The organism is Gryllotalpicola koreensis (genome assembly GCF_039538185.1).
GTDB classification, from domain to species: Bacteria; Actinomycetota; Actinomycetes; order Actinomycetales; family Microbacteriaceae; genus Gryllotalpicola; species Gryllotalpicola koreensis.
This window is the reverse complement of record NZ_BAABBW010000002.1, coordinates 574,213-596,066: the sequence shown is the minus strand read 5'-3', so window position 1 is coordinate 596,066 and position 21,854 is coordinate 574,213. Positions and strand designations below refer to the sequence as shown.

Sequence of the window (21,854 nt, the reverse complement as noted above, 5' to 3'; positions counted from 1 at the left end):
CTAAGGGTGGAAAGCCATGGCGCTTACTCCGGAAGACGTAGTCAACAAGCGGTTCCAGCCGACGAAGTTCCGCGAGGGCTACGACCAGGACGAGGTCGATGACTTCCTCGACGAGGTCGTCGTCGAGCTGCGTCGCCTCAACCAGGAGAACGACGAGCTGAAGCAGCGCCTGGTCGCTGCCGACTCGCGCGTCGCCGAGCTGCAGCGCAGCGGAGCCTCTGCCGCCCCTGCCGCCGCCCCGGCGCCCGCCGCCGAGCCGGCCCCTGCGCCCGTTCCCGCCGCGGTGAGCGCTCCGACGACGGCGATGCCCGTCGCCGCGCCGTCGCCCGTCGACGAGACGCAGAGCACCAACAACCTGCTGCAGCTGGCCCGCCGTCTGCACGAGGAGCACGTCGCAGAGGGCAAGGCCAAGCGCGACGAGCTCATCGCCGACGGCCACGCGACCGCCGCACGGCTCATCGCCGAGGCCGAGTCGAAGCAGAAGGAGCAGCTCGCGGTGCTCGACAAGCAGCGCATCACGCTCGAGAACAAGATCGACGAGCTGCGCACCTTCGAGCGCGACTACCGCGCCAAGCTGAAGAGCTATATCGAGGGCCAGCTGCGCGACCTCGATGCCTCGGGCAGCTCGGCCCCGGCGAACACCGGTGCCGCCCCCGTGGTGCAGAACTCCGCCCCGAGCTATCAGGGCTTTGGAGCCTAGCCCCTCCGCGAAGGTCAGCGTCCGCGCGATCGTCGTCCTCGCCGCCGTAGCCGTCTTCGTCTTCGTCGTCGACCAGGTGGCCAAGGCACTGGTGCTCGCGCATCTCACAGAAGGCGAGCAGGTCCCCGTCCTGGGGAACCTGCTCGTCTTCCTGTTCACCCGGAACCCGGGCGCGGCCTTCTCGATCGGCACCGGCTCGACGTGGATCTTCACGATCATCGCGATCGCGGTCTTCGTGTTCGTGATCTGGTATGCGCGACGCATCCGCACCGTCTGGTGGGCGCTGGTGTTCGGGCTGCTGCTCGGCGGGCTGCTCGGCAACCTCTACGACCGGCTCTTCCGGCCTCCGGGCTTCGGCCAGGGCGAGGTCATCGACTTCATCAAGATCCCGCTGCTGCCGGCCATCTTCAACCTCGCCGACTCGGCGATCGTCGCCGCGATGGCGCTGTTCCTGGTCTTGACGCTGCTCGGCGTCGGGCTGGACGGGCGCAGGGCGGTGCGGGCGGATGCCGCAGCGACGGATGCCGCGGGCGTCGACGCCCCTTCGGAAGAGCACCGCGATGGAGACGCGTAGCTATCCCGTCCCCGACGGGCTCGAGGGCAGTCGGGTCGACGCCGGCGTCGCGCGGCTGCTCGGCTTCTCCCGTTCCTTCGCGGCCGACGTCGCCGAGGCGGGCGGCGTGCTGCTCGACGGCCGCGTCGTCGGCAAGAGCGACCGTCTGACGGCGGGCTCGTGGCTCGAGGTGTCGTGGGAGGAGCGGCGCGGCCCCGTCGTCGAGGCGATCCCGGTTCCCGAGCTGCGCATCGTGCACGATGACGACGACCTGGTCGTCGTCGACAAGCCGGCGGGGGTGGCCGCGCACCCGTCGGTCGGGTGGGAAGGCCCGACCGTGGTCGGCGCCCTCGCGGCCGCGGGCTACCGCATCTCGACCTCGGGGGCGGCCGAGCGGCAGGGCGTCGTCCACCGCCTCGACGCCGGCACCTCGGGGCTCATGGTCGTCGCGAAGAGCGAATACGCCTACACGATGCTCAAGCGCGCGTTCCACGACCGCACGGTCGAGAAGATCTACCACGCCGTCGTGCAGGGGCACCCCGACCCGCTGGCCGGCACGATCGACGCGCCGATCGGCAGGCATCCCAAGTCCGACTGGAAATTCGCGGTGATCGGCGGCGGCAAGCCGTCCGTCACGCACTACGAGACGATCGAGGCGTTCCCGGCGGCGAGCCTGCTCGAGATCCACCTCGAGACGGGCCGCACGCACCAGATCCGCGTGCATCTGGCCGCGCAGCGGCACCCGTGCGTCGGCGACCCGCTCTACGGCGCCGACCCGACGCTGTCGGCGCGCCTCGGGCTCACCCGGCAGTGGCTGCACGCCGTGCGGCTCGGCTTCGAGCACCCGGGCACGGGGGAGTGGGTCGAGTTCGCGACCTCATATCCTGAGGACCTGCAGCACGCGCTGGACGTGCTCGCCGCGTAGCCCGCGTCGCGCCCAGCTCGTCGAGTACGGGGTAATCGCGCTTATCCTGCGGTTTTTTCGGCGGCGACTCCGTACTCGAACTCGTGCTCGTGGCAACCACCGCCCAGACCCTCGACCGCAGCTTGAAGCGTGTCGCGGCGACCTCGCGTGTGGCATCCGTTCATGTCGGCGGTGTGCGTGAGAATCGATGGCATGGCATCCGATTCATTCGTCCACCTGCACGTGCACAGCGAATACTCGATGCTCGACGGGGCCGCCCGTCTCGGCCCGCTCGTCGACGCGGCGGTCGAGCAGGGGATGCCCGCGGTGGCGGTCACCGACCACGGCAACATGTTCGGCGCCTTCGACTTCTGGAAGACCGCGACGGGCAAGGGCATCAAGCCGATCATCGGCACAGAGGCCTACCTGACGCCGGGCACGCACCGTACCGACAAGACGCGCGTGCGCTGGGGCGACGGCGGCGGCGACGATGTCTCAGGCTCGGGCGCGTACACGCACATGACGATGTTCGCCGAGACGACGGAGGGCATGCACAACCTCTTCCGGCTGTCGTCGCTCGCCTCGATCGAGGGCTACTACTTCAAGCCCCGCATGGACCGCGAGCTGCTGAACACCTATGCGAAGGGCATCATCGCGACGACCGGCTGCCCGTCGGGTGAGGTGCAGACGCGGCTGCGGCTCGGGCAGTACAAAGAGGCGGTCGCGGCGGCCGCCGAGTTCCGCGACATCTTCGGCAAAGAGAACTTCTTCGCCGAGATCATGGACCACGGCCTCGGCATCGAGCGCCGCATCATGGGCGACCTGATCAAACTCGCGAAAGACCTCGGGCTGCCGCTCGTCGCGACGAACGACCTGCATTACACGCACGCCGAGGACCACACGAGTCACGCCGCCCTGCTCTGCGTGCAGTCGGGGTCGACCCTGAACGACCCGAACCGCTTCAAGTTCGACGCCGACGAGTTCTACCTCAAGACGCCCGAGCAGATGCGCCAGCTGTTCCGCGATCACCCGGATGCGTGCGACAACACCCTCGCCATCGCCGAGCGCTGCAACGTCGAGTTCGAGATGTCGACCGGCAAGTACATGCCGAAGTTCCCCGTCCCAGAGGGCGAGACCGAGGACAGCTGGTTCGTCAAAGAGGTCAACGCGGGCCTCGAGAAGCGCTACCCCGACGGCATCCCCGACAAGGTGCGGAAGCAGGCCGACTACGAGATCGGCATCATCACCCAGATGGGCTTCCCTGGGTACTTCCTCGTGGTCGCCGACTTCATCAACTGGTCGAAGAACAACGGCATCCGTGTGGGTCCCGGCCGCGGCTCGGGCGCCGGCTCGATGGCCGCCTACGCCATGCGCATCACCGACCTCGACCCGCTCGAGCACGGGCTGATCTTCGAGCGCTTCCTCAACCCCGACCGCGTCTCGATGCCCGACTTCGATGTCGACTTCGACGACCGCCGCCGTCTCGAGGCGGTGAAGTACGTCACGGAGAAGTACGGCGCAGAGCGCGTCGCCCAGATCGTCACCTACGGCACGATCAAGGCGAAGCAGGCGCTGAAGGACGCCGGCCGCGTGCTCGGCTTCCCCTTCTCCATGGGCGAGAAGCTCACCAAGGCGATGCCGCCCGCCGTGATGGGCAAGGACATCCCGCTCTCCCAGATCTTCGACAAGAACAGCCCCCGCTACAAGGAAGCGGTCGAGATCCGCGCCGTCGTCGAGAACGATCCCGAGGCGAAGACGGTCTTCGACACCGCGCTCGGCCTCGAGGGGCTGAAGCGCCAGTGGGGCGTGCACGCCGCGGGCGTGATCATGTCGAGCGACCCGATCATCGACGTCATCCCGATCATGAAACGCGAGCAGGACGGGCAGATCGTCACCCAGTTCGACTACCCGGCCGCCGAGTCGCTCGGTCTGATCAAGATGGACTTCCTGGGGCTGCGCAACCTCACCATCATCAGCGACGCCCTCGACAACATCACGGCGAACACCGGCACAGAGCTCGACCTCGAGGCGCTGCCCCTCGATGACCGCCCCGCCTACGACCTGCTCACCCGGGGCGACACCCTCGGCGTCTTCCAGCTCGACGGCGGCCCGATGCGCGCGCTGCTGCGCCAGATGAAGCCCGACAACTTCGAGGACATCTCGGCGCTCATCGCCCTGTACCGCCCGGGTCCCATGGGTGCGAACTCGCACATCAACTACGCGCTGCGCAAGAACGGCCTGCAAGAGGTCACGCCGATCCACCCCGAGCTCGAGGAACCTCTCAAGGACATCCTCGACACCACCTACGGCCTGATCATCTATCAGGAGCAGGTCATGGCGATCGCGCAGAAGGTGGCCGGCTTCTCGCTCGGCCAAGCAGACATCCTGCGCCGCGCCATGGGCAAGAAGAAGAAGTCCGAGCTGGACAAGCAGCAGGAGGGCTTCTACGCCGGCATGAAGGAGCGCGGCTACTCGAAGGCCGCGATGGACAAGCTGTGGGAGATCCTGCTGCCGTTCTCCGACTACGCCTTCAACAAGGCGCACTCGGCGGCCTACGGCGTGGTCTCGTACTGGACGGCGTACCTCAAGGCGCACTACCCCGCCGAGTACATGGCCGCGCTGCTGACGAGCGTCGGCGACTCGAAGGACAAGATGGCGGTCTACCTCAACGAGTGCCGCCGCATGGGCATCAAGGTGCTGCCGCCCGATGTCAACGAGTCGATCGGATTCTTCGCTGCCGTCGGCGCCGACATCCGCTTCGGCCTCGGCGCCGTGCGCAATGTCGGCATGAACGTCGTCGACGGCATCGTCGCGGCGCGCAGCGAGAAGGGCCGCTTCGAGTCCTTCCACGACTTCCTCAAGAAGGTGCCGCTGCACGTCGCGAACAAGCGCACGGTCGAGTCGCTGATCAAGGCGGGTGCCTTCGACTCCTTCGGGGCATCGCGGCGCGCCCTGCTCGAGATCCACGAGGGCGCGGTCGAGTCGGTCGTCAACGAGAAGCGCGTCGAGGCGACCGGGCAGGCGGGTTTCGACTTCGACATGCTGATGGCCGACGCCGCGAGCGACAGCGGCACCGGCCCGATCTCGGTCGTGCCCGACCGCCCCGAGTGGAGCAAGCGCGACAAGCTCGCCTTCGAGCGCGAGATGCTCGGCCTCTACGTCTCCGATCACCCGCTGGCCGGGCTCGAGCTGGATCTCGCGAAGCAGGCCTCCACCTCGATCGCCGATCTGACCGGGTCGGATGCCACGCAGGACGGCGACCAGGTGACGATCGCCGGCCTCGTGACCGGGGTGCAGCACCGTGTCGCGAAGCAGTCGGGCAATCAGTACGGGATCATCAGCGTCGAGGACTTCGGCGGCGAGATCCAGGTCATGTTCATGGGCAAGGCGTATCAGGAGTTCGCGCCGGCGCTCGTGGCCGACTCGATCGTGAGCGTGCGCGGCCGCGTCTCGATGCGCGACGACGGCATGAACCTGCACGCGTACAACCTCGTGACGCTGCAGTTCGAGCAGGCGAGCGGCGTCTCGGGGCCTCTCGTGCTGACGATGCCCGAGCAGCGCGCGACGGTCGACGTGGTCACCGAGCTCGGCGACATGCTGATCAGGCATGCCGGCCCGAACGAGGTGCGCCTCAGGCTCACCCGCGGGGGAGTGGCGCGCGTCTTCGAGCTGCCCTATCAGGTGTCGGTCACCCCCGACCTCTTCGGCGAGCTGAAGGGCCTGCTCGGGCCGGCCTGCCTGGTTTGATTTGCGCGCCGCCGCTCCTGCGGCGCGCCGCGGTCGGCTTTGCGAGTCCCTGCGTTCGGCGGCGAGCAAGTCGCCGCCTCGTAGAGCGTCGCGCGCTTCCTGCGCCGGTAGGCTAGGTGCCCTATGCGCACGATCGACCTGCGCGGAATCGACCTGGCGACGGCCGACCTCCGCACCCTGGTGCCCCGGCCCGTCGTCAACATCGAGGTGGCGTCGCAGGCCGCCGGCGAGCTGATCGCGGCCGTGCGCGAGCACGGGTCGAGCGCGCTCCTCGATCAGAGCGAGCGCTTCGACGGCATCCGCCCCGAATCCCTGCGCGTGCCGGCTGAGGCGATCCAGACCGCGGTCGACGGTCTCGACCCGCGGGTGCGCGCTGCGCTCGACGAGGCGATCGTGCGCGTCCGGAAGGGCAGCGCGGCGCAGGTGCCTGCGCCGCAGACCACCACGCTCGCCGATGGGGCGGTCGTCGCCCAGCGCTGGCAGCCGGTCACGCGGGCCGGCCTGTACGTTCCGGGCGGCAACGCGGCGCTCGCGTCGAGCGTCGTCATGAACGTCGTTCCCGCCCAGGTCGCCGGCGTGCCGTCGCTCGCCCTCGCGAGTCCCGCGCAGAAGGAGTTCGGCGGCCTGCCGCACCCCACGATCCTCGCCGCGGCCGGGCTGCTCGGCGTCGATGAGGTCTGGGCCATGGGCGGTGCCGGAGCCATCGGTGCGCTGGCCTACGGGGTGCCCGACGTCGGCCTGGACCCGGTGCAGATGATCACCGGCCCCGGCAACATCTATGTCACCGCGGCGAAGCGCCTGGTGCGGGGCGTCGTCGGGATCGACGCAGAGGCCGGGACCACCGAGATCCTGATCATCGCCGACCGCACGGCCAACCCCGTGCTGGTGGCCGCCGACCTGCTGAGCCAGGCCGAGCACGATGCAGCGGCGGCGAGCGTGCTCATCACCGATTCGCCGGAGCTGGCGGATGCCACCTCCGAGGCGCTCGAGAAGCTGCTCGCCGCGACTGCGAACTCGGAACGGGCCGCCGCGGCGCTCGCCGGCCCGCAGTCGGCGATCATGCTGGTCGACGACGAGGCCGTGGCGGCCGCGGTCAGCAACGCCTACGGCCCCGAGCACCTCGAGCTGCACACGGTCGACCCGCACGCGACCCTCGAGAACATCACGGATGCCGGCGCGATCTTCCTCGGTAATTACTCGCCGGTGAGCCTCGGCGACTACATGGCCGGTTCGAACCACGTCTTGCCGACCGGCGGCGCCGCGCATTTCTCCTCGGCGCTCGGGGCGTATTCGTTCCTGCGCCCGCAGCAGGTCATCGACTACGACCGTGGCGCACTGGCATCCGTTCGTGATCGCATCGTCGCCCTCGCCGAGGCTGAGAGCCTTCCCGCGCACGGCGAGGCGGTCGCTGTGCGCTTCTCCGGTTAGGGTTTCTGCATGTTCTGCCCGTTCTGCCGCCACCCCGACTCCCGCGTGATCGATTCGCGCACCACTGATGACGGGCTGTCGATCAGGAGGCGTCGGCAGTGCCCGGAGTGCGGCCGTCGCTTCTCGACGATCGAGACCGCGAGCCTCAACGTGATCAAGCGCTCGGGCGTCGTCGAGCCGTTCAGCCGCGAGAAGGTCATCGCCGGGGTGCGCAAGGCGTGCCAGGGTCGGCCGGTGACCGACACCGATCTCGCGATCCTGGCGCAGAAGGTCGAGGAGACCATCCGCGCGACGGGCGCCTCGCAGATCGACGCCAACGAGATCGGCGTCGCCGTGCTGCCCGAGCTGCGCGAGCTCGACGAGGTGGCGTTCCTGCGCTTCGCGAGTGTCTACCAGGCGTTCGAGTCGCTCGACGACTTCGAGTCGGCGATCGGGCAGCTGCGCCGCGACCACGCGCCCGCGGCATCCGATTAGCCCCGATATTCTGAACCCGGCATGTACCGGATCATCTTCAAACTCGTCTTCACGCGCATGGACCCGGAACGGGCCCACCACCTCGCGTACGTCTTCATCCAGGTGATCCAGGCGCTCGGGCTGTCGCGGCTGGTGCACGACTTCACCCGCCCCCGCACCGACCTCACGGTGCACACCCTCGGCCGCACCTTCGAGACGCCGTTCGGGCTCGCTGCGGGCTTCGACAAGGACGGCAAGATCGTCATGGGCCTCGGCGGCCTCGGCTTCGGCCACGTCGAGGTGGGCACCCTGACGGCGATCGCCCAGCCGGGGAATCCCAAGCCCCGCCTGTTCCGGCTGATCGCCGATCGCGCGCTCATCAACCGCATGGGCTTCAACAACCAGGGCGCCGCGGTCGCCGCGCAGCGCCTGCGCCATCTCGAGCGGCTGCGGCCCCGGCCCGTGCTCGGCGTGAACATCGGCAAGAGCCGTGTCGTCGACGTCGACGACGCGCTGCCCGACTACCGCGAGTCCGCCTCAGTGCTCGCGCCCGTCGCCGACTACCTGGCCGTCAACGTCTCGTCGCCCAACACGCCCGGGCTGCGCGGCCTGCAGGAGATCGACAAGCTCGCGCCGCTGCTCGAGACCGTCAAGCGCCACTCGGCGGGCACGCCCGTGCTGGTCAAGATCGCGCCGGATCTCAGCGACGACGAGGTCGTCCGCATTGCGGAATTGGCGGTCGAGCTCGGGCTCGACGGCATCATCGCGACCAACACGACGATCGCGCGCGAGGGCTTGGGACTGACGACGGATGCCGCGGCCGTCGCCGCTCTGGGAGCGGGCGGCCTCTCCGGCGCGCCGCTCGCGCCGCGCTCGCTCGAGGTGCTGAGGCTGATTCGGCAGCACGTTCCCGCGGCGTTCTGCGTCATCTCCGTCGGGGGAGTGCGCACCGCTGCCGACGTCGCCGAGCGCCTCGCCGCGGGGGCGACCCTGGTACAGGGCTACAGCGAGTTCATCTATGCGGGCCCGCTGTGGGTGCGCTCCATCAACCGCGGCCTGGACCGCCTGCTGAAGAAGTAGGCGCGCGGCAACTGTGCCCGAATGGCGCTTCTGCGCCCGCCGCAGTGGCCACAGTCGTGCCGTTCGGGCGCGCCTCCGCGCCCAACGGGCGCAGTCGCCTCAGTCCTCGGGCTCCGCGGGAGCCCCGGTCGGGCGTGCCCAGTAGCCCCACGGGAACGTGTTCCCCCGAATCAGCTGCCAGCCCTCGGCCTCGAGCGCGGCTCGCGTCGCTGTGCCCCAGACGACGCGGCGGTGCTCCCACTGCTCGTCCGACTTCTCGAGCACATGGTGCAGCGTGCCGTAGTCGACGGAGTGCCAGCCGTGGCGGCCGGCTTCGGCCAGCTCGGCCATCTCGTCGAACGCAGTCACGGGGGAGAGCACGCGACGTGAGCCGGCGGACTGCGGCGCGGCCGCGGAGCCGAAGCGCTGCTGTGCGGCCTGCTTGCTGACGCCGAGCACCCGGCCGATGCTGTCCCAGCTGTGGCCGGCCGTCCGGGCGCCGGCGATCGACTCGCGCAGCAGTCTGCTCGCCTCCTCCGCGGCGACACGCGCCGAGTCCACCAGCGTCAGCGCCGCGACCGGATCGGAGTCCAGTCGCTCGCTGAGACGGGTCGGTGTGCTCAGCACGGCGCCGGCGACCGCGTCGCGGATGGCCTCGGCCTCGGCCTCCGTCACCCTCTCCGGTGCGCTCATCGCCGGCCGTCCTGCTCGCGCGGCAGGTCGCCGAGCGGGTCGAGGTCGTCAAGCCTGCGGGCATCGGCGGTGTGCCGCGAGACCCCGAGGACCGTGCCTGCGTAGAGGCAGAAGCCGAGCAGAAGCGCGAGGGATGCCCCGGTGACGAGCCCGCGCACGAAGTCGGGCACCGCACCGAACTGCTGGACCAGCACGGTTGTCATCGTCGGGATCGTCACGAGAGGCAGCGTCGCAGCGAGGCGAGTAGCGCGTGAGGAGGTCATAGCGTCAACGTATCGTTGACAGCAAAATGTGTCAATGAAACATTGACGCGAATTCGGGCTGGCATGGTGTGAACTAGGAACATCGGGGGAGGGATCAATGGAGATCACACACGCCGTCCTCGCGACCCGCGCGCTCGACGAGACGGCCGACTTCTACGAGCGGGTGCTCGGACTGCACGTGGCGCGCGAACCGGGGGAGGTCACGGTCGCCGTCGGCGCGAGCGTTCTGGTGTTCCAGCAGGACGCCGACGAAGAGGGCTGTCAGCACCTCGCCTTCACGATTCCGACGGGCTCGTTCGCCGCGGCCCGCCGCTGGCTCGAGAGCCGTGTGAGCTTGCTCGGCCTCGGGGGAGTCGACGAGTTCGAAGGTCCGCCGAGCTGGAACTCGATGTCGTTGTACTTCGAGGGGCCCGACGGCTCGATCCTCGAGCTGATCGAGCGCCGCGACCTCGACAACGCGGCCGACGCGGCTGCCGGGTTCGGCCCCGAGCAGCTGCTCTGTGTCAGCGAGGTGGGCGTCGCGGTGCCGGACGTGCTCGACACCGCGGCGAAGCTCGCGGCGACGGGCATCGAGCCCTACGCGAACCCGCCGGGGGAGGCCTTCGCACCGGTCGGCGATGTGCGCGGGCTGATCATCCTGGTGTCACCCGGCCGCGCGTGGTTCCCGACGCAGACCCGGCTGGCGGCGCCCGGCCGCGTGAAGGTGGGCCTCGCCGGCGGCCGCGTGCTCAGGTTCTGAGGGCAGTGCTCAGGCCGCCGGGGTCCCCTGATGGAAGCGGAGCTTCCAGCCGGAGGAGGTCTTCACCCACAGCGACGAGCGGCGCGCGAGGCCGCGAGGCCCCGACGTCTCGAAGACGACGAGCAGGGCATCGGATGCCACCTGTGAGACGCCCAGCACGGCCGAGAGCTCGGCCGTCTGAGCCGGCGCCGATGCCAGCGCCTGGATCGTGGTGTCGCGATCCCACAGCCGCCCCGACGCGCCGATCTCCTCGAAGTCGGGGTGCAGCAGCTCGGCGAGCCGCGAGGGGTCGCCGCGCACCTCGGCGGTGAGCAGCGACTTCTCGAGCCGCACCACCGCGTCCTCAGGGCGCTCGGGCTCGGGCTCGAACAGCGCGGGCTCAGCTGCAGGGGATGCCCCGGCCGAGGCATCCGTGCCCCTGCTCCACCCCGGCCCTGACGGAATCGACGCGCTGCCACGCTGGTAGGCAGTGGCGACGGCGCGCGCGCGAACGTCAGCCGCCTCGTTCAGCTCGTGACCCGCGTGCCCCTTCACCCACTCGAAGGCGACCTCGCGCCCGGCGACGAGCGCATCCAGGCGCTGCACGAGCTCGAGGTTCATGACCGGCGAACCGTCGGCCTTCCGCCAGCCCTTGCGCTTCCAGCCGGGGATCCACTTGGTGACGGTGTTGATGACGTACTGGCTGTCGCACAGCACCTTGAGCGGCTCGCCCGAGAGCCCGGCTGCCGCCGTCTGCTCGAGCAGGTCGATGACGGCCATGAGCTCGCCCATGTTGTTGGTGCCGTGCGGCCACCCGCCTGCGGCCCAGCAGCCGTCGTTGACGTACCACGCCCAGCCTGCGGGGCCGGGATTGCCGAGGGCCGAGCCGTCAGCGGCGGCGACGATCGGCATGCGCCCGCCGCTCAAGACGGGGTCTGGCCGCGCTTGATCTGCGGCTTGGGCATGCGCAGCGGGCGCAACTGGATCGCGCGCATCGAGGCGTACCAGCGCACGCCGCGCTCGGCGGTGCCGTACTTCTCGCGCAGGCGCCTGACGAGCAGGCCACCCATGACGAGGCAGTCGACGACCGTGAGCAGGAAGAAGCCCCACACGACGATCAGCACGTACGAGGAGACGGTGTTCTTGATGTCGGAGGGGAAGGGCAGGAAGGTGACGAGCAGGAGGGCGACCACGATCGGCACGAGGAACTCGCCGACACTCCAGCGGGCGTCGACGAAGTCGCGCGCGAACTTCTTCTGCGGGCCCTTGTCGCGTACCGGCAGGTAGCGCTCGTCGCCGGCGGCGAGACCCGCCTGCTGGCGCTCACGCTCGACGCGGGCGCGGTCGCGGTCGGCGACCCGCGCGGCCTTGCGATCGGCGGGGACGAGCGGGCGGCGGTTGGCGGCCTCGCGCTCCTTCCGGCTGGGCGTCGCGCGGCCTTTTCCTGACGCGATCTCCTCGGCCTGCAGGCGTGCGGCCTCGTTCGCGGCGGCGCTGTCGGTGCTGGTCGGGGCTTCAGATTTGGAGCGGTTGAACACGGCGGACCTCGGGCTTTCCTATCTGATTAAGCTTAGCCGCATGACGGATGCCGACCCCTCAGCCTCGACCACAGAGCAGACCCTGGACCAGTCCATCGCCGGGGCCGTGGTGGGGGGTCTGCCCGCGGCGATCACCGATCTCGGCAGACTCGTGCGCATCCCCTCCGTGTCGTGGCCGGCGTTCGATCCGGCGCACGTGGCCGAGAGCGCGGATGCCGTGGCCGGCCTGCTGCGCGACACGGGCGTTTTCGACCGGGTCGAGGTGAAGCAGGCGCAGAAGGCCGGCTTCCCCGACGGCGAGCTCGGCCACCCCGCGGTGCTCGCGACGCGCGCCGCCAAGAACGGCCGCCCGACCGTGCTGCTCTACGCCCACCACGATGTGCAGCCGCCCGGCGACGAGGCGAGCTGGCAGACCAAGCCCTTCGAGCCGACCGTCGTCGGCGACCGGCTCTACGGCCGCGGCGCCGCCGACGACAAGGCGGGCGTCGTCTCGCATGTTGCCGCGATCCGCGCTCTCGCCGAGACGGTGCCGGCTGACGAGCTCGAGCTCGGCCTCGCCGTGTTCATCGAGGGGGAGGAGGAGCACGGCTCGCACTCCTTCGTGAACTTCCTCGAGGACAACCGCGAGGCCCTCGCCGCCGACGCGATCGTCGTCGCCGACAGCGACAACTGGGACACCGAGACCCCGAACCTCACCGTCGCCCTGCGCGGCGCGTGCGCCTTCAACCTCACCGTCTCGACGCTCGGTCATGCCTCGCACTCCGGCATGTGGGGCGGCGCCGCGCCCGACGCGATGCTCGCGACCATCAAACTGCTCTCGACCCTGTGGGACGAGAACGGCTCGGTCGCCGTCGCCGGGCTCACGAGCCACGACGCCGAGACGCCCCCGTTCGACGAGGCCGAGCTCGCGGCATCCGCCGCCTTCGTCGACGGCGTGCGCGCGATCGGCACCGGCAGCGTGCTCAGCCGCCTGTGGTTCCAGCCCTCGATCACCGTGACGGGCATCGACGCGCCGTCGATCGCGAACGCCTCGAACACGCTCGTTCCCTCGGTGACGGTGCGTATCAGCATGCGGGTGGCGCCCGGGCAGACCTCCGACGACGCGCGCGATGCCCTGCTCGCGCACCTCACGGCCCATGCGCCCTTCGGAGCGCGACTCGACTTCCACGACTTCGAGGGCGGCGACCCGTTCCTCGTCGACGCGAACGGCTGGGCGGCGCAGGCCGCGAAGCAGGCGATGACGGATGCCTGGGGCACGCCGCCCGTCGAGGCGGGCATCGGCGGCTCGATCCCGTTCATCGCCGACCTCGTGCGGGTGTTCCCCGACGCCCAGATCCTGGTGACAGGCGTCGAGGACCCCGACACGAGGGCGCACAGCCCCAACGAGTCGCTGCACCTCGGCGTGTTCAAGCGGGCGATCCTCACCGAGGCGCTGCTGCTCGCGCGATTGAACCAGCGTTCTTGACGCATCCCTGCTTACACTGACCTCAGACTTATCCGGAAGGAGTTCGGCATGACCGACACCGCAGTGGCACCCCAGATCGATGAGAGGGCGCACGGCGTCCTCCTCAGCGACGCGGCAGCAGACAAGGTGAAGAGCCTGCTCGTGCAGGAGGGCCGCGATGACCTGCGCCTGCGTCTCGCCGTGCAGCCGGGCGGCTGCTCCGGCCTCATCTACCAGCTGTACTTCGACGAGCGCATGCTCGACGGCGACGGGGTCGTCGAGTTCGGCGAGGGCGTCGAGGTGATCGTCGACAAGATGAGCCAGCCGTACCTCGACGGCGCGACCATCGACTTCGAGGACACCATCCAGAAGCAGGGCTTCACGATCGACAACCCCAACGCGCAGGGCTCCTGCGCGTGCGGCGACAGCTTCCACTGATTGCGCTGCTAGCTGCAACAAAGTTTTCCGATTCAGACCGCCTTTCGGGGCGGTCTGAACTCGTTTAAGCCGGCGCCACGGGCCCCGTACCACATCAGCGGCGCTTCGGGAGCGCGCTAGGCTAAGCGAAGGTCCCCCAACGTTCCACACGAAAGGTCACCGGTGCGTCACACTCGTCGTCTCCGATGGGCCGCGATCCCGATCGCAGCATCGCTCGCTTTGGTACTCGCCGGCTGTTCGCAAGACCAGCTGCACGGCTACCTGCCCGGCTTCGTGAAGGGCGAGCAGGACGTCACGACGATGACGAGCCGCGTCGCCGGTCTCTGGGTGACCAGCTGGATCGTGCTGCTCGTCGTCGGCATCATCGTGTGGGGCCTGATCATCTGGGCGGTCGTGGTCTACCGCCGCCGCAAGGGGCAGACCGGCCTTCCGGTGCAGTTGCGCTACAACATGCCGATCGAGATCTTCTACACGATCGTCCCGTTTATCCTGATCATCGGCTTCTTCGCCTTCACCGCGAAGGACCAGGACGCGATCGAGAAGCCGTACGCGCACCCCGACCTCAAGGTCACCGTCTACGGCAAGCAGTGGGCGTGGGACTGGGACTACACCAGCGACAACGTCTACGACCCCGGCATCCAGGCCCAGCCGGCCTCGAACGCCGCGCAGGGCCCGACGCACGGCAACGTCGTTGAAGACGAGCTGCCGACCCTGTACCTGCCCGTGAACGAGAAGATCGACATCACGCTCAAGTCGCGCGACGTCATCCACTCCTTCTGGGTCCCGGCGTTCCTCTACAAGAAGGACGTCATCCCGGGCCACGTCAACCACATGTATGTCACGCCGACGCGCATCGGCACGTACAAGGGCGACTGCGCCGAGCTCTGCGGCGAGTACCACTCGGCGATGCTGTTCCGCGTGAAGGTGGTCTCGCAGGCTGACTACAAGGCGCACATCGCCGAGCTCAAGGCTCAGGGCTTCACGGGCTCGCTCGGCGACGACGAGAACCGCAACCAGAACCTGCCAGGCAACGGCACGGACTCCGGCTTCACGAACAACGGCACGGACTGAGGCGAACAAGGATCATGACTTCAACAACCGCCGCGCTGCCCTACTCGAAGAACACGTTCGACCGTAAGGGCAACATCCTCGTCAACTGGATCACGTCCACCGACCACAAGACGATCGCGTACATGTACCTGATCACGTCGTTCGTCTACTTCTGCATCGGCGGCGTGATGGCCCTCATCATCCGCGCGCAGCTGTTCGCGCCGGGGCTCGACGTCGTCCCCACTGCTGAGCAGTACAACCAGCTGTTCACGATGCATGGCACGATCATGCTGCTGATGTTCGCGACGCCGCTGTTCGCCGGCTTCGCCAACGCGCTCATGCCGCTGCAGATCGGCGCCCCCGACGTGGCGTTCCCGCGTCTCAACGCGCTCGCGTACTGGCTCTACAACTTCGGCTCGCTGATAGCGGTTCTGGGCTTCCTCACCCCGCAGGGTGCGGCCAGCTTCGGCTGGTTCGCCTACCAGCCGCTCGCGAGCGAGACGTTCTCGCCGGGCGACGGCGGCAATCTGTGGTTCTTCGGCCTCGGCATCTCCGGCTTCGGCACGATCCTCGGCGCGGTGAACTTCATCACGACGATCATCACGCTGCGCGCACCCGGCATGACGATGTTCCGCCTGCCGATCTTCACCTGGAACACGCTGGTCACCTCGATCCTCGTGCTCCTCGCGTTCCCCGTGCTCGCCGCCGCGATCTTCGGCGCCGGCGCCGACCGTGTCTTCGGGGCGCATATCTTCGATGCTGCAAACGGCGGGGCGTTGCTCTGGCAACACCTGTTCTGGTTCTTCGGCCATCCGGAGGTGTACATCATCGCGCTGCCGTTCTTCGGCATCGTCTCCGAGATCTTCCCGGTCTTCAGCCGAAAACCGATCTTCGGCTACAAGACCCTCATCTATGCGACGATCTCCATCGCGGCGCTGTCGGTCTCGGTGTGGGCGCACCACATGTACGTCACCGGTGCGGTGCTGCTGCCGTTCTTCTCGCTGATGACGATGCTCATCGCGGTCCCGACCGGCGTGAAGATCTTCAACTGGATCGGCACCATGTGGCGCGGGTCGCTGACCTTCGAGTCGCCGATGCTGTTCTCGATCGGCTTCCTGGTGACCTTCACCTTCGGCGGTCTGACCGGTGTCATCCTGGCGTCGCCGCCGCTCGACTTCCACGTCTCGGACAGCTACTTCGTCGTCGCCCACTTCCACTACGTGGTGTTCGGAACCGTCGTGTTCGCGATGTTCGCCGGCTTCTACTTCTGGTGGCCGAAGTGGACCGGCAAGATGCTCAACGAGAAGCTCGCCGTCTGGCACTTCTGGCTGCTGTTCATCGGCTTCCATACGACGTTCCTGATCCAGCACTGGCTCGGCGTCGTGGGCATGCCCCGCCGCTACTACACCTATGCGGCATCCGACGGCTTCACCTGGATGAACCAGCTGTCGACGATCGGCGCCATGACCATCGCGGTCTCGATGATCCCGTTCCTGCTGAACGTGTACGTCACCGCCCGCAACGCGCCGCGCGTGACCGTGAACGACCCGTGGGGCTACGGCCGCTCGCTCGAGTGGGCGACCAGCTGCCCGCCGCCGCGGCACAACTTCACCTCGATCCCGCGCATCCGCTCGGAGTCGCCGGCCTTCGACCTCAATCACCCCGAGGTCTCCGGCATCATCGACCCTGCAGGCAACGCCACCGTCGGCGAGAAGGTGAGCAACCCGAATGCGCTCTAACTCGATCATCTTCTGGATCCTGGCGATCTTCTTCGCCCTGATGGCCGTGACCTACTCGGTCTGGTCCTGGATCTACTACGACGGCCACATCGAGTTCGTCGGCACCGTGGCGCTCACGCTGTCCGCGATCCTCGGCGTGTTCCTGGCGTTCTTCCTGGGCCGCACGGCCAAGGGTTTCGGCGGCCCGCTGCCCGAGGACCGGCTCGATGCGAACATCGACGACGCCGACCCCGAGATCGGCCACTTCAGCCCCTGGAGCTGGTGGCCCTTCGTGCTGGGAGCGGCTATCGCGGTCATCGCTCTCGGCCTCGCCGTCGGCGTGTGGGTGTCGTTCATCGGAGTGCCGATCCTGCTTGTCGCCCTGGCCGGCTGGGTCTTCGAGTACTACCGCGGCCACTTCGCCCGCTAGCTCCGGCTGCGCAAGCGCCCCTCCGCCGAAGCGGAGGGGCGCTTCCGCGTGCCCGCGTCTACCCGTCCGTCCATCGCCCGGTCGTCACAAAGTCCCGCTTTCAGACGGGTTTGCGTGCGTTTGTGACGACCGGTGGGTGGGTGGCGACGCCGGTCGTCACAAATGCGCGCTCATGAGCGGGCAGGCGCGATTAATCGACGACCCGGCGGCTGGGGTGTCAGCGGCGGGTGAAGGCGAGCACGTCGACCGAGACCGTGACGGATGCCGGCAGCGCGGTCGCGTCGACGAGAGCGCCGCCCACATGGTGCGCCGACGGCCCCATGCCCTGCAGCTGCGCGGCACGGTCCGCGGTGAGCGGCAGCTCATAGCGCACATGCCGCGCCGACACGGGGGAGAACCAGGGGGCGACAGATGCCTCGAGCGCGCCCGCCTTCCCCGCGGGCACGTCGAGCATGGGGCTCATCGCACGCAGCTCCGCGAGATGGTCGGCGCGCGGCACGACGACCGCGAGCACCCCGCCCGGCCGCAGGAGACGGGCGAACTCCGGCGGGTTCCGGGGCGCGAAGACCACCGTCACGGCATCCGTCACCCCGTCCCTGATGGGGAGAGGAGCGTGCACGTCGGCGACGAGGCCGTCGACGTCGGCGCGTCCGCGAAGGGCACGAGCGACGGCAGCGGGGGAGAGATCAGAGGCGAGACCTCGTGCGCCTCCGCCCAAGGCGTCCAGGAGCCCCTGGAGATACCAGCCCGTGCCTGTGCCGGAATCGAGCACCTTTCGGGGCTCAAACGGGCGCACAGCGGCGATCAGAGCATCGCGGATCGGCGCATAAGCGCCTGACGCCAGCAGCTCGGCCCGGGCGTCCAGCATGCCTGCGCTGTCTCCGACGACCCGACTGCGCGGTGGCAGCAGCGTCACGTAGCCGCGCCGGTTCACGTCGAAGCGGTGACCGTTCGCGCAGCCGAGCACCTGAGGTCCGGCATCCGTCAGCTCCGCGACGCAGTTCGGGCACCGCAGCCATGCAGCAAGAGTCTGCACAGACATGCGATGCCCGAACGGGGGCGCAGTGCGCCTAGTGGGAGCCGCCCTCGATCTCGGGGGCGCCGTGACCGTGGTGGGCCGCGGCCTCGATCTCAGTCTGCGTCAGCGGCGTCAGGCGGTCGGTGAAGAACCAGCGCGACATCGCGGCGCGGAAGCGCGTGGCCTGCGTGATGCGACCGCGTGAGTCGGGTCGCACCACGAGCGGCGCGTAGCTCTCGTTGCTGACCAGGTGCCACCGGGTGTACTCGTCGACGGGCTGGTGCACCTCGATGAACTCGCCGCCGGGCAGGCGCACGATGCGGCCGGACTCGTAGCCGTGCAGGGCCAGCGAGCGGTCCTTCTTCTGCAGCGCGATGCAGATGCGCTTCGTGACGAAGTAGGCGACGATCGGCCCCAGGATCAGCGACAGCTGGATCGTATGCGTCACGCCCTCGATGGTGAGCTTGAAGTGCGTGGCGATCAGGTCGCCGGAAGCCGCTGCCCACATCGCCGCGTAGAACGTGACGCCGGCCGCGCCGATGGCCGTGCGGGTCGCCGCGTTGCGCGGGCGGTCGAGGATGTGGTGCTCGCGCTTATCGCCGGTGATCCACGCCTCGATGAAGGGGTAGATCCAGACGAGCACGATGAACAGGCCGAGGATCGCGATCGGGATGATGATGAACCACGACCAGGTGCGGTGCAGCCAGTACGTCTCGAGGTGCGGCGGGATCAGCCGCAGCATGCCGTCGGCGAAGCCGATGTACCAGTCAGGCTGCGTTCCTGCGGAGATCGGGGAGGGGTCGTACGGTCCGTACTCCCAGATCGGGTTGATCGTGAAGAGCGAGGCCATCAGCACGATGACGCCGAACACGATGAAGAAGAAACCGCCGGCCTTCGCCGCGTACACGGGGAGGATCGGGTAGCCGACCACGTTGTTCTGCGTGCGGCCGGGACCCGCGAACTGCGTGTGCTTGTGCACGACCACGAACACGAGGTGGAGGGCGATGAACGCGACCACCAGGGCCGGCAGCAGCAGGATGTGCAGCGTGTACAGGCGGCCGACGATCGCCGTGCCCGGGTACGCCCCGCCGAACAGCAGGAAGTTGATCCAGGTGCCGACGAGCGGGATGCCCTCGATCATGCCCGAGATGATGCGCAGACCGTTGCCGGAGAGCAGGTCGTCGGGCAGCGAGTAGCCGGTGAAGCCCTCGGCCAGAGCCAGGATGAACAGCGTGAAGCCGATCACCCAGTTGATCTCGCGCGGCTTGCGGAACGCACCGGTGAAGAAGATGCGCAGCATGTGCAGGCCGATGGATGCCACGAAGAGCAGCGCGGCCCAGTGGTGGATCTGGCGGATCAGCAGGCCGCCGCGCACCTCGAAGCTGATGTGCAGCGTCGAGTCGAGCGCAGCCGACATCTGGATGCCCTTGAGGGGCACCCACGGGCCGTTGTAGACGACCTCGGCCATCGACGCCTGGAAGAAGAACGTCAGGAAGACGCCCGTGATGAGGATGACGACGAAGCTGTAGAGCGCGACCTCGCCGAGCAGGAACGACCAGTGGTCGGGGAAGATCTTGCGGCCGAACTCCTTGACGACGGCCGAGATGCTCGTGCGCTCGTCGAGGTAGTTGGCTGTGGCGCCGAAGAGGCCGTCGCGCTTGACCGGCGGAATCCCGCCGCGAGCGGATTCAGCGCGCGGGGTCTCGGCCGGCCGGGTCTCAGTGCTCGTGCTCATGAATTGCGCTCCCAGAAGCTCGGGCCGACGGGTTCGTGGAAGTCGCTGCGTGCGACGAGGTAGCCCTCGTCGTCGACCGTGATGGGCAGCTGCGGCAGCGGCCGGCCGGCCGGGCCGAAGATGACACGGGCCTCGTGCGTGATGTCGAACTGCGACTGGTGGCACGGGCACAGCAGGTGGTGGGTCTGCTGCTCGTAGAGCGCGACGGGGCAGCCGACGTGGGTGCAGATCTTGGAGTAGGCCACGATGCCGTGGTAGTTCCAGTCCTTGCGGTCGGGCGAGACGTGCAGGTCCTCCGGCTTGAGGCGCATGAGCAGCACGGCCGCGGTGGCCTTCTGCTCGAGCGCGTCTTCGCGGTCGTTGAGCCCGTCGGGGATCACGTGGAAGACGGAGCCGAGCGTGACATCCGACGCCTTGATCGGCAGACCGGTCGGGTCCTTCGTGAGCCGCGTGCCCTTGGCCCACATCGTGTGCTTGAGCTCCTTGACGGGGTCCACGTTCTGGGGCGCGAGGCCGCGGAACAGGACGACGGCGGGCAGCGGGAAGGCGACGAGGGCGCCGATCAGCGAGTTGCGGATCAGGGTGCGGCGGCCGAAGCCGGACTCCTCGTTCGCCTCTTCGAAGATCTCGATGGAGCGCTCGCGGGTCTCGTCGCTTCCGCGGACGGGGTGGCGGATGTCGATGCCCTCGTGGTCGGCCATGAGGGCCTTCGCCCAGTGCACAGCGCCGATGCCGATGCCGAGAAGGGCCAGCACCATGCCGAGGCCGATGAACAGCGTGGAGATGCGGATGTCGTGCAGATTGCCCGACTCGATCGGGAAAGCGAGGTACGCGGCGATGGCCCAGACGCTGCCGGCGATCGACAGGTAGAACAGCGTGAAGACCGTCCGCTCGGTGCGGCGGTTCTGCTTCGGGTCGGTGTCGCCTACACGGGGCCGGTGGGCGGGGAACCCGGGGTTGACCGGCGCATCCTGGAGGATGATCGCGGTGCCGGGGTCGCCGGGGCGCTCGTGGTCGGCCGGGTGCTCGAGGGCCGTCGACGACGTCTCGGCGAGCTCGACGCTCCCGCTATCGTCCTGTGCCATTGCTCTCCTTCTTGCGCTGCTGTGGTGTCGTCGTTCGATCGTCAGTTGGACTTGGCCGTGATCCACACGGCGAGACCCACGATCGAGCCGAGACCGAAGATCCAGAGGAACAGACCCTCGGCGACGGGGCCGAGGTCGCCCAGGGCGAAACCGCCCGGCGAGGGGTTCTTCTCGAGGAAGGTCAGATAGGTGATGATGTCGGCCTTCTGCGTCGGGGTGATGTTCCGATCGTTGAAGACGGGCATGTTCTGGGGTCCGGTGAGCATGGCCTCGTAGATGTGCACGGGGCTGACGCCCTTCAGCGGCGGCGCGTACTTGCCCTCGGTGAGCGCGCCGCCGGCGCCGGCGACGTTGTGGCACATGGCGCAGTTGATGCGGAACAGCTCGGCACCCGCCGCGGCGTCGCCCTTGCCGTCGGTGTACTTCTCGGCAGGGATCCCGGGACCGGGGGCGAGCGAGGCGACGTATGCCGCGAGCTCGTTGGTCTGCTCCTGCGTGAACTGCGGCGTCTTCTCCTGCGCCTGGGGGCCGCTCGAGGCCATCGGCATGCGGCCGGTGCCGACCTGGAAGTCGACGGCAGCGGCGCCGACGCCGATGAGGCTCGGGCCCACCGTGGTGCCGACGGCGTTCATGCCGTGGCAGGTGGCGCAGTTCGCCTGGAAGAGCTTCTGGCCGTCGTCGACCTGCTGCTGTGACGCGCTCGCGGTGTCGGCGGAGGCCGAAGAGGTCGAGGTCGCGACGGCGTAGACACCGCCGGTGAGACCGAGGCCGATGGCGATCAGCGCAAGGGTGGCGAGGGGGTGACGGCGACCGGTCTTGCGCTGCGCGGACTTTGCGCGTCCGCTCGCTGTCGGCTGGTTCAGCTTTGCCATGTGAGGGG

Annotated in this window: 21 protein-coding genes; 13 read left to right on the top strand and 8 right to left on the bottom strand. The window is 68.6% G+C overall.

What is annotated here, in order from left to right:
• Positions 1-16: 16 nt before the first annotated feature.
• The 7 genes from ABD708_RS07815 (at position 17) to ABD708_RS07785 (ending at position 8,865) form a co-directional block, all read left to right on the top strand.
• Positions 17-700, top strand: coding sequence for a DivIVA domain-containing protein (locus ABD708_RS07815; protein ID WP_344753003.1), 684 nt, complete (start codon positions 17-19; stop codon positions 698-700).
• Positions 690-1,274 (top strand): signal peptidase II, encoded by a 585-nt coding sequence (lspA, locus tag ABD708_RS07810; RefSeq protein WP_344753000.1) that lies wholly within the window; start codon positions 690-692, stop codon positions 1,272-1,274. The genes ABD708_RS07815 and lspA overlap by 11 nt, the downstream gene beginning before the upstream one ends.
• The gene (locus ABD708_RS07805) at positions 1,261-2,178 is read left to right on the top strand and encodes an RluA family pseudouridine synthase (protein WP_344752998.1); all 918 of its coding nucleotides are present in this window, start codon (positions 1,261-1,263) and stop codon (positions 2,176-2,178) included. The genes lspA and ABD708_RS07805 overlap by 14 nt, the downstream gene beginning before the upstream one ends.
• 192 nt (positions 2,179-2,370) lie before the next feature.
• Entirely contained in the window at positions 2,371-5,904 is a 3,534-nt protein-coding gene (gene dnaE / locus ABD708_RS07800) for a DNA polymerase III subunit alpha (protein ID WP_344752997.1), read from the top strand.
• A gap of 123 nt (positions 5,905-6,027) precedes the next feature.
• On the top strand, positions 6,028-7,332 hold the full coding sequence (hisD, locus tag ABD708_RS07795; RefSeq protein WP_344752994.1) for a histidinol dehydrogenase: 1,305 nt from the start codon (positions 6,028-6,030) through the stop codon (positions 7,330-7,332).
• Between the two features lie 9 nt (positions 7,333-7,341).
• Positions 7,342-7,806: a transcriptional regulator NrdR gene (gene nrdR, locus ABD708_RS07790; protein ID WP_344752991.1), complete on the top strand. Its 465-nt coding sequence runs from the start codon at positions 7,342-7,344 to the stop codon at positions 7,804-7,806.
• Positions 7,807-7,827: 21 nt separating this feature from the next.
• Positions 7,828-8,865 (top strand): quinone-dependent dihydroorotate dehydrogenase, encoded by a 1,038-nt coding sequence (locus ABD708_RS07785; RefSeq protein WP_344752988.1) that lies wholly within the window; start codon positions 7,828-7,830, stop codon positions 8,863-8,865.
• 99 nt (positions 8,866-8,964) lie between these two features.
• On the opposite strand, the gene ABD708_RS07780 is transcribed toward ABD708_RS07785, so the two are convergent.
• Entirely contained in the window at positions 8,965-9,537 is a 573-nt protein-coding gene (locus ABD708_RS07780) for a hypothetical protein (RefSeq protein ID WP_344752986.1), read from the bottom strand.
• A complete protein-coding gene (locus tag ABD708_RS07775; RefSeq protein ID WP_344752984.1) occupies positions 9,534-9,800 on the bottom strand; it encodes a hypothetical protein in 267 nt (88 codons plus the stop codon). The genes ABD708_RS07780 and ABD708_RS07775 overlap by 4 nt, the downstream gene beginning before the upstream one ends.
• A 97-nt stretch (positions 9,801-9,897) precedes the next feature.
• On the opposite strand from ABD708_RS07775, the gene ABD708_RS07770 reads away from it, so the two are divergent.
• Positions 9,898-10,539, top strand: a complete 642-nt coding sequence (locus ABD708_RS07770; RefSeq protein WP_344752982.1) for a VOC family protein — start codon at positions 9,898-9,900, stop codon at positions 10,537-10,539.
• A gap of 9 nt (positions 10,540-10,548) precedes the next feature.
• Here ABD708_RS07770 and ABD708_RS07765 read toward each other — a convergent pair whose 3' ends face one another.
• Positions 10,549-11,430 carry an RNase H family protein gene (locus ABD708_RS07765; RefSeq protein WP_344752980.1) on the bottom strand — a complete coding sequence of 294 codons (882 nt, stop codon included), beginning with the start codon at positions 11,428-11,430 and terminating at the stop codon, positions 10,549-10,551.
• Between the two features lie 11 nt (positions 11,431-11,441).
• Complete coding sequence (locus ABD708_RS07760; RefSeq protein ID WP_344752978.1) at positions 11,442-12,056, bottom strand: DUF3043 domain-containing protein; 615 nt, start codon at positions 12,054-12,056, stop codon at positions 11,442-11,444.
• Positions 12,057-12,096: 40 nt separating this feature from the next.
• Here ABD708_RS07760 and ABD708_RS07755 point away from each other — a divergent pair, with 40 nt between their 5' ends.
• The 5 genes from ABD708_RS07755 to ABD708_RS07735 all read left to right on the top strand — a co-directional run bounded on the left by ABD708_RS07755 (position 12,097) and on the right by ABD708_RS07735 (position 17,136).
• Positions 12,097-13,521: a dipeptidase gene (locus tag ABD708_RS07755; RefSeq protein ID WP_344752976.1), complete on the top strand. Its 1,425-nt coding sequence runs from the start codon at positions 12,097-12,099 to the stop codon at positions 13,519-13,521.
• Positions 13,522-13,569: 48 nt separating this feature from the next.
• Complete coding sequence (locus ABD708_RS07750; RefSeq protein ID WP_344752974.1) at positions 13,570-13,938, top strand: HesB/IscA family protein; 369 nt, start codon at positions 13,570-13,572, stop codon at positions 13,936-13,938.
• A 162-nt stretch (positions 13,939-14,100) separates the two neighbouring features.
• Positions 14,101-15,009: an aa3-type cytochrome oxidase subunit II gene (ctaC, locus tag ABD708_RS07745; RefSeq protein ID WP_344752972.1), complete on the top strand. Its 909-nt coding sequence runs from the start codon at positions 14,101-14,103 to the stop codon at positions 15,007-15,009.
• Between the two features lie 14 nt (positions 15,010-15,023).
• On the top strand, positions 15,024-16,727 hold the full coding sequence (gene ctaD, locus ABD708_RS07740) for an aa3-type cytochrome oxidase subunit I (protein WP_344752970.1): 1,704 nt from the start codon (positions 15,024-15,026) through the stop codon (positions 16,725-16,727).
• Positions 16,717-17,136, top strand: coding sequence for a cytochrome c oxidase subunit 4 (locus ABD708_RS07735; RefSeq protein WP_344752968.1), 420 nt, complete (start codon positions 16,717-16,719; stop codon positions 17,134-17,136). The genes ctaD and ABD708_RS07735 overlap by 11 nt, the downstream gene beginning before the upstream one ends.
• A gap of 217 nt (positions 17,137-17,353) precedes the next feature.
• On the opposite strand, the gene ABD708_RS07730 is transcribed toward ABD708_RS07735, so the two are convergent.
• Genes ABD708_RS07730 through qcrC form a run of 4 tightly spaced genes read right to left on the bottom strand, consistent with a single transcriptional unit; the run spans position 17,354 to position 21,846 of the window.
• Positions 17,354-18,178 carry a putative RNA methyltransferase gene (locus ABD708_RS07730; RefSeq protein WP_344752966.1) on the bottom strand — a complete coding sequence of 275 codons (825 nt, stop codon included), beginning with the start codon at positions 18,176-18,178 and terminating at the stop codon, positions 17,354-17,356.
• A gap of 28 nt (positions 18,179-18,206) precedes the next feature.
• A complete protein-coding gene (gene qcrB, locus ABD708_RS07725; protein WP_344752964.1) occupies positions 18,207-19,889 on the bottom strand; it encodes a cytochrome bc1 complex cytochrome b subunit in 1,683 nt (560 codons plus the stop codon).
• Positions 19,886-20,974: a cytochrome bc1 complex Rieske iron-sulfur subunit gene (gene qcrA, locus ABD708_RS07720; RefSeq protein ID WP_344752962.1), complete on the bottom strand. Its 1,089-nt coding sequence runs from the start codon at positions 20,972-20,974 to the stop codon at positions 19,886-19,888. The genes qcrB and qcrA overlap by 4 nt, the downstream gene beginning before the upstream one ends.
• Before the next feature lie 41 nt (positions 20,975-21,015).
• Positions 21,016-21,846 (bottom strand): cytochrome bc1 complex diheme cytochrome c subunit, encoded by an 831-nt coding sequence (gene qcrC / locus ABD708_RS07715; protein ID WP_344752960.1) that lies wholly within the window; start codon positions 21,844-21,846, stop codon positions 21,016-21,018.
• Positions 21,847-21,854 lie beyond the last annotated feature (8 nt).

Coding starts and splice junctions, on each gene's coding strand:
- hisD (WP_344752994.1), top strand. CDS start 6,028: ATGCGCACGATCGACCTGCGCGGAATCGACCTGGCGACGGCCGACCTC.
- qcrA (WP_344752962.1), bottom strand. CDS start 20,974: ATGGCACAGGACGATAGCGGGAGCGTCGAGCTCGCCGAGACGTCGTCG.
- qcrC (WP_344752960.1), bottom strand. CDS start 21,846: ATGGCAAAGCTGAACCAGCCGACAGCGAGCGGACGCGCAAAGTCCGCG.
- ABD708_RS07755 (WP_344752976.1), top strand. CDS start 12,097: ATGACGGATGCCGACCCCTCAGCCTCGACCACAGAGCAGACCCTGGAC.
- ABD708_RS07770 (WP_344752982.1), top strand. CDS start 9,898: ATGGAGATCACACACGCCGTCCTCGCGACCCGCGCGCTCGACGAGACG.
- ABD708_RS07785 (WP_344752988.1), top strand. CDS start 7,828: ATGTACCGGATCATCTTCAAACTCGTCTTCACGCGCATGGACCCGGAA.
- ABD708_RS07750 (WP_344752974.1), top strand. CDS start 13,570: ATGACCGACACCGCAGTGGCACCCCAGATCGATGAGAGGGCGCACGGC.
- ctaD (WP_344752970.1), top strand. CDS start 15,024: ATGACTTCAACAACCGCCGCGCTGCCCTACTCGAAGAACACGTTCGAC.
- ABD708_RS07780 (WP_344752986.1), bottom strand. CDS start 9,537: ATGAGCGCACCGGAGAGGGTGACGGAGGCCGAGGCCGAGGCCATCCGC.
- qcrB (WP_344752964.1), bottom strand. CDS start 19,889: ATGAGCACGAGCACTGAGACCCGGCCGGCCGAGACCCCGCGCGCTGAA.
- nrdR (WP_344752991.1), top strand. CDS start 7,342: ATGTTCTGCCCGTTCTGCCGCCACCCCGACTCCCGCGTGATCGATTCG.
- ABD708_RS07815 (WP_344753003.1), top strand. CDS start 17: ATGGCGCTTACTCCGGAAGACGTAGTCAACAAGCGGTTCCAGCCGACG.
- ABD708_RS07730 (WP_344752966.1), bottom strand. CDS start 18,178: ATGTCTGTGCAGACTCTTGCTGCATGGCTGCGGTGCCCGAACTGCGTC.
- ABD708_RS07805 (WP_344752998.1), top strand. CDS start 1,261: ATGGAGACGCGTAGCTATCCCGTCCCCGACGGGCTCGAGGGCAGTCGG.
- ABD708_RS07735 (WP_344752968.1), top strand. CDS start 16,717: ATGCGCTCTAACTCGATCATCTTCTGGATCCTGGCGATCTTCTTCGCC.
- dnaE (WP_344752997.1), top strand. CDS start 2,371: ATGGCATCCGATTCATTCGTCCACCTGCACGTGCACAGCGAATACTCG.
- ABD708_RS07775 (WP_344752984.1), bottom strand. CDS start 9,800: ATGACCTCCTCACGCGCTACTCGCCTCGCTGCGACGCTGCCTCTCGTG.
- ABD708_RS07765 (WP_344752980.1), bottom strand. CDS start 11,430: ATGCCGATCGTCGCCGCCGCTGACGGCTCGGCCCTCGGCAATCCCGGC.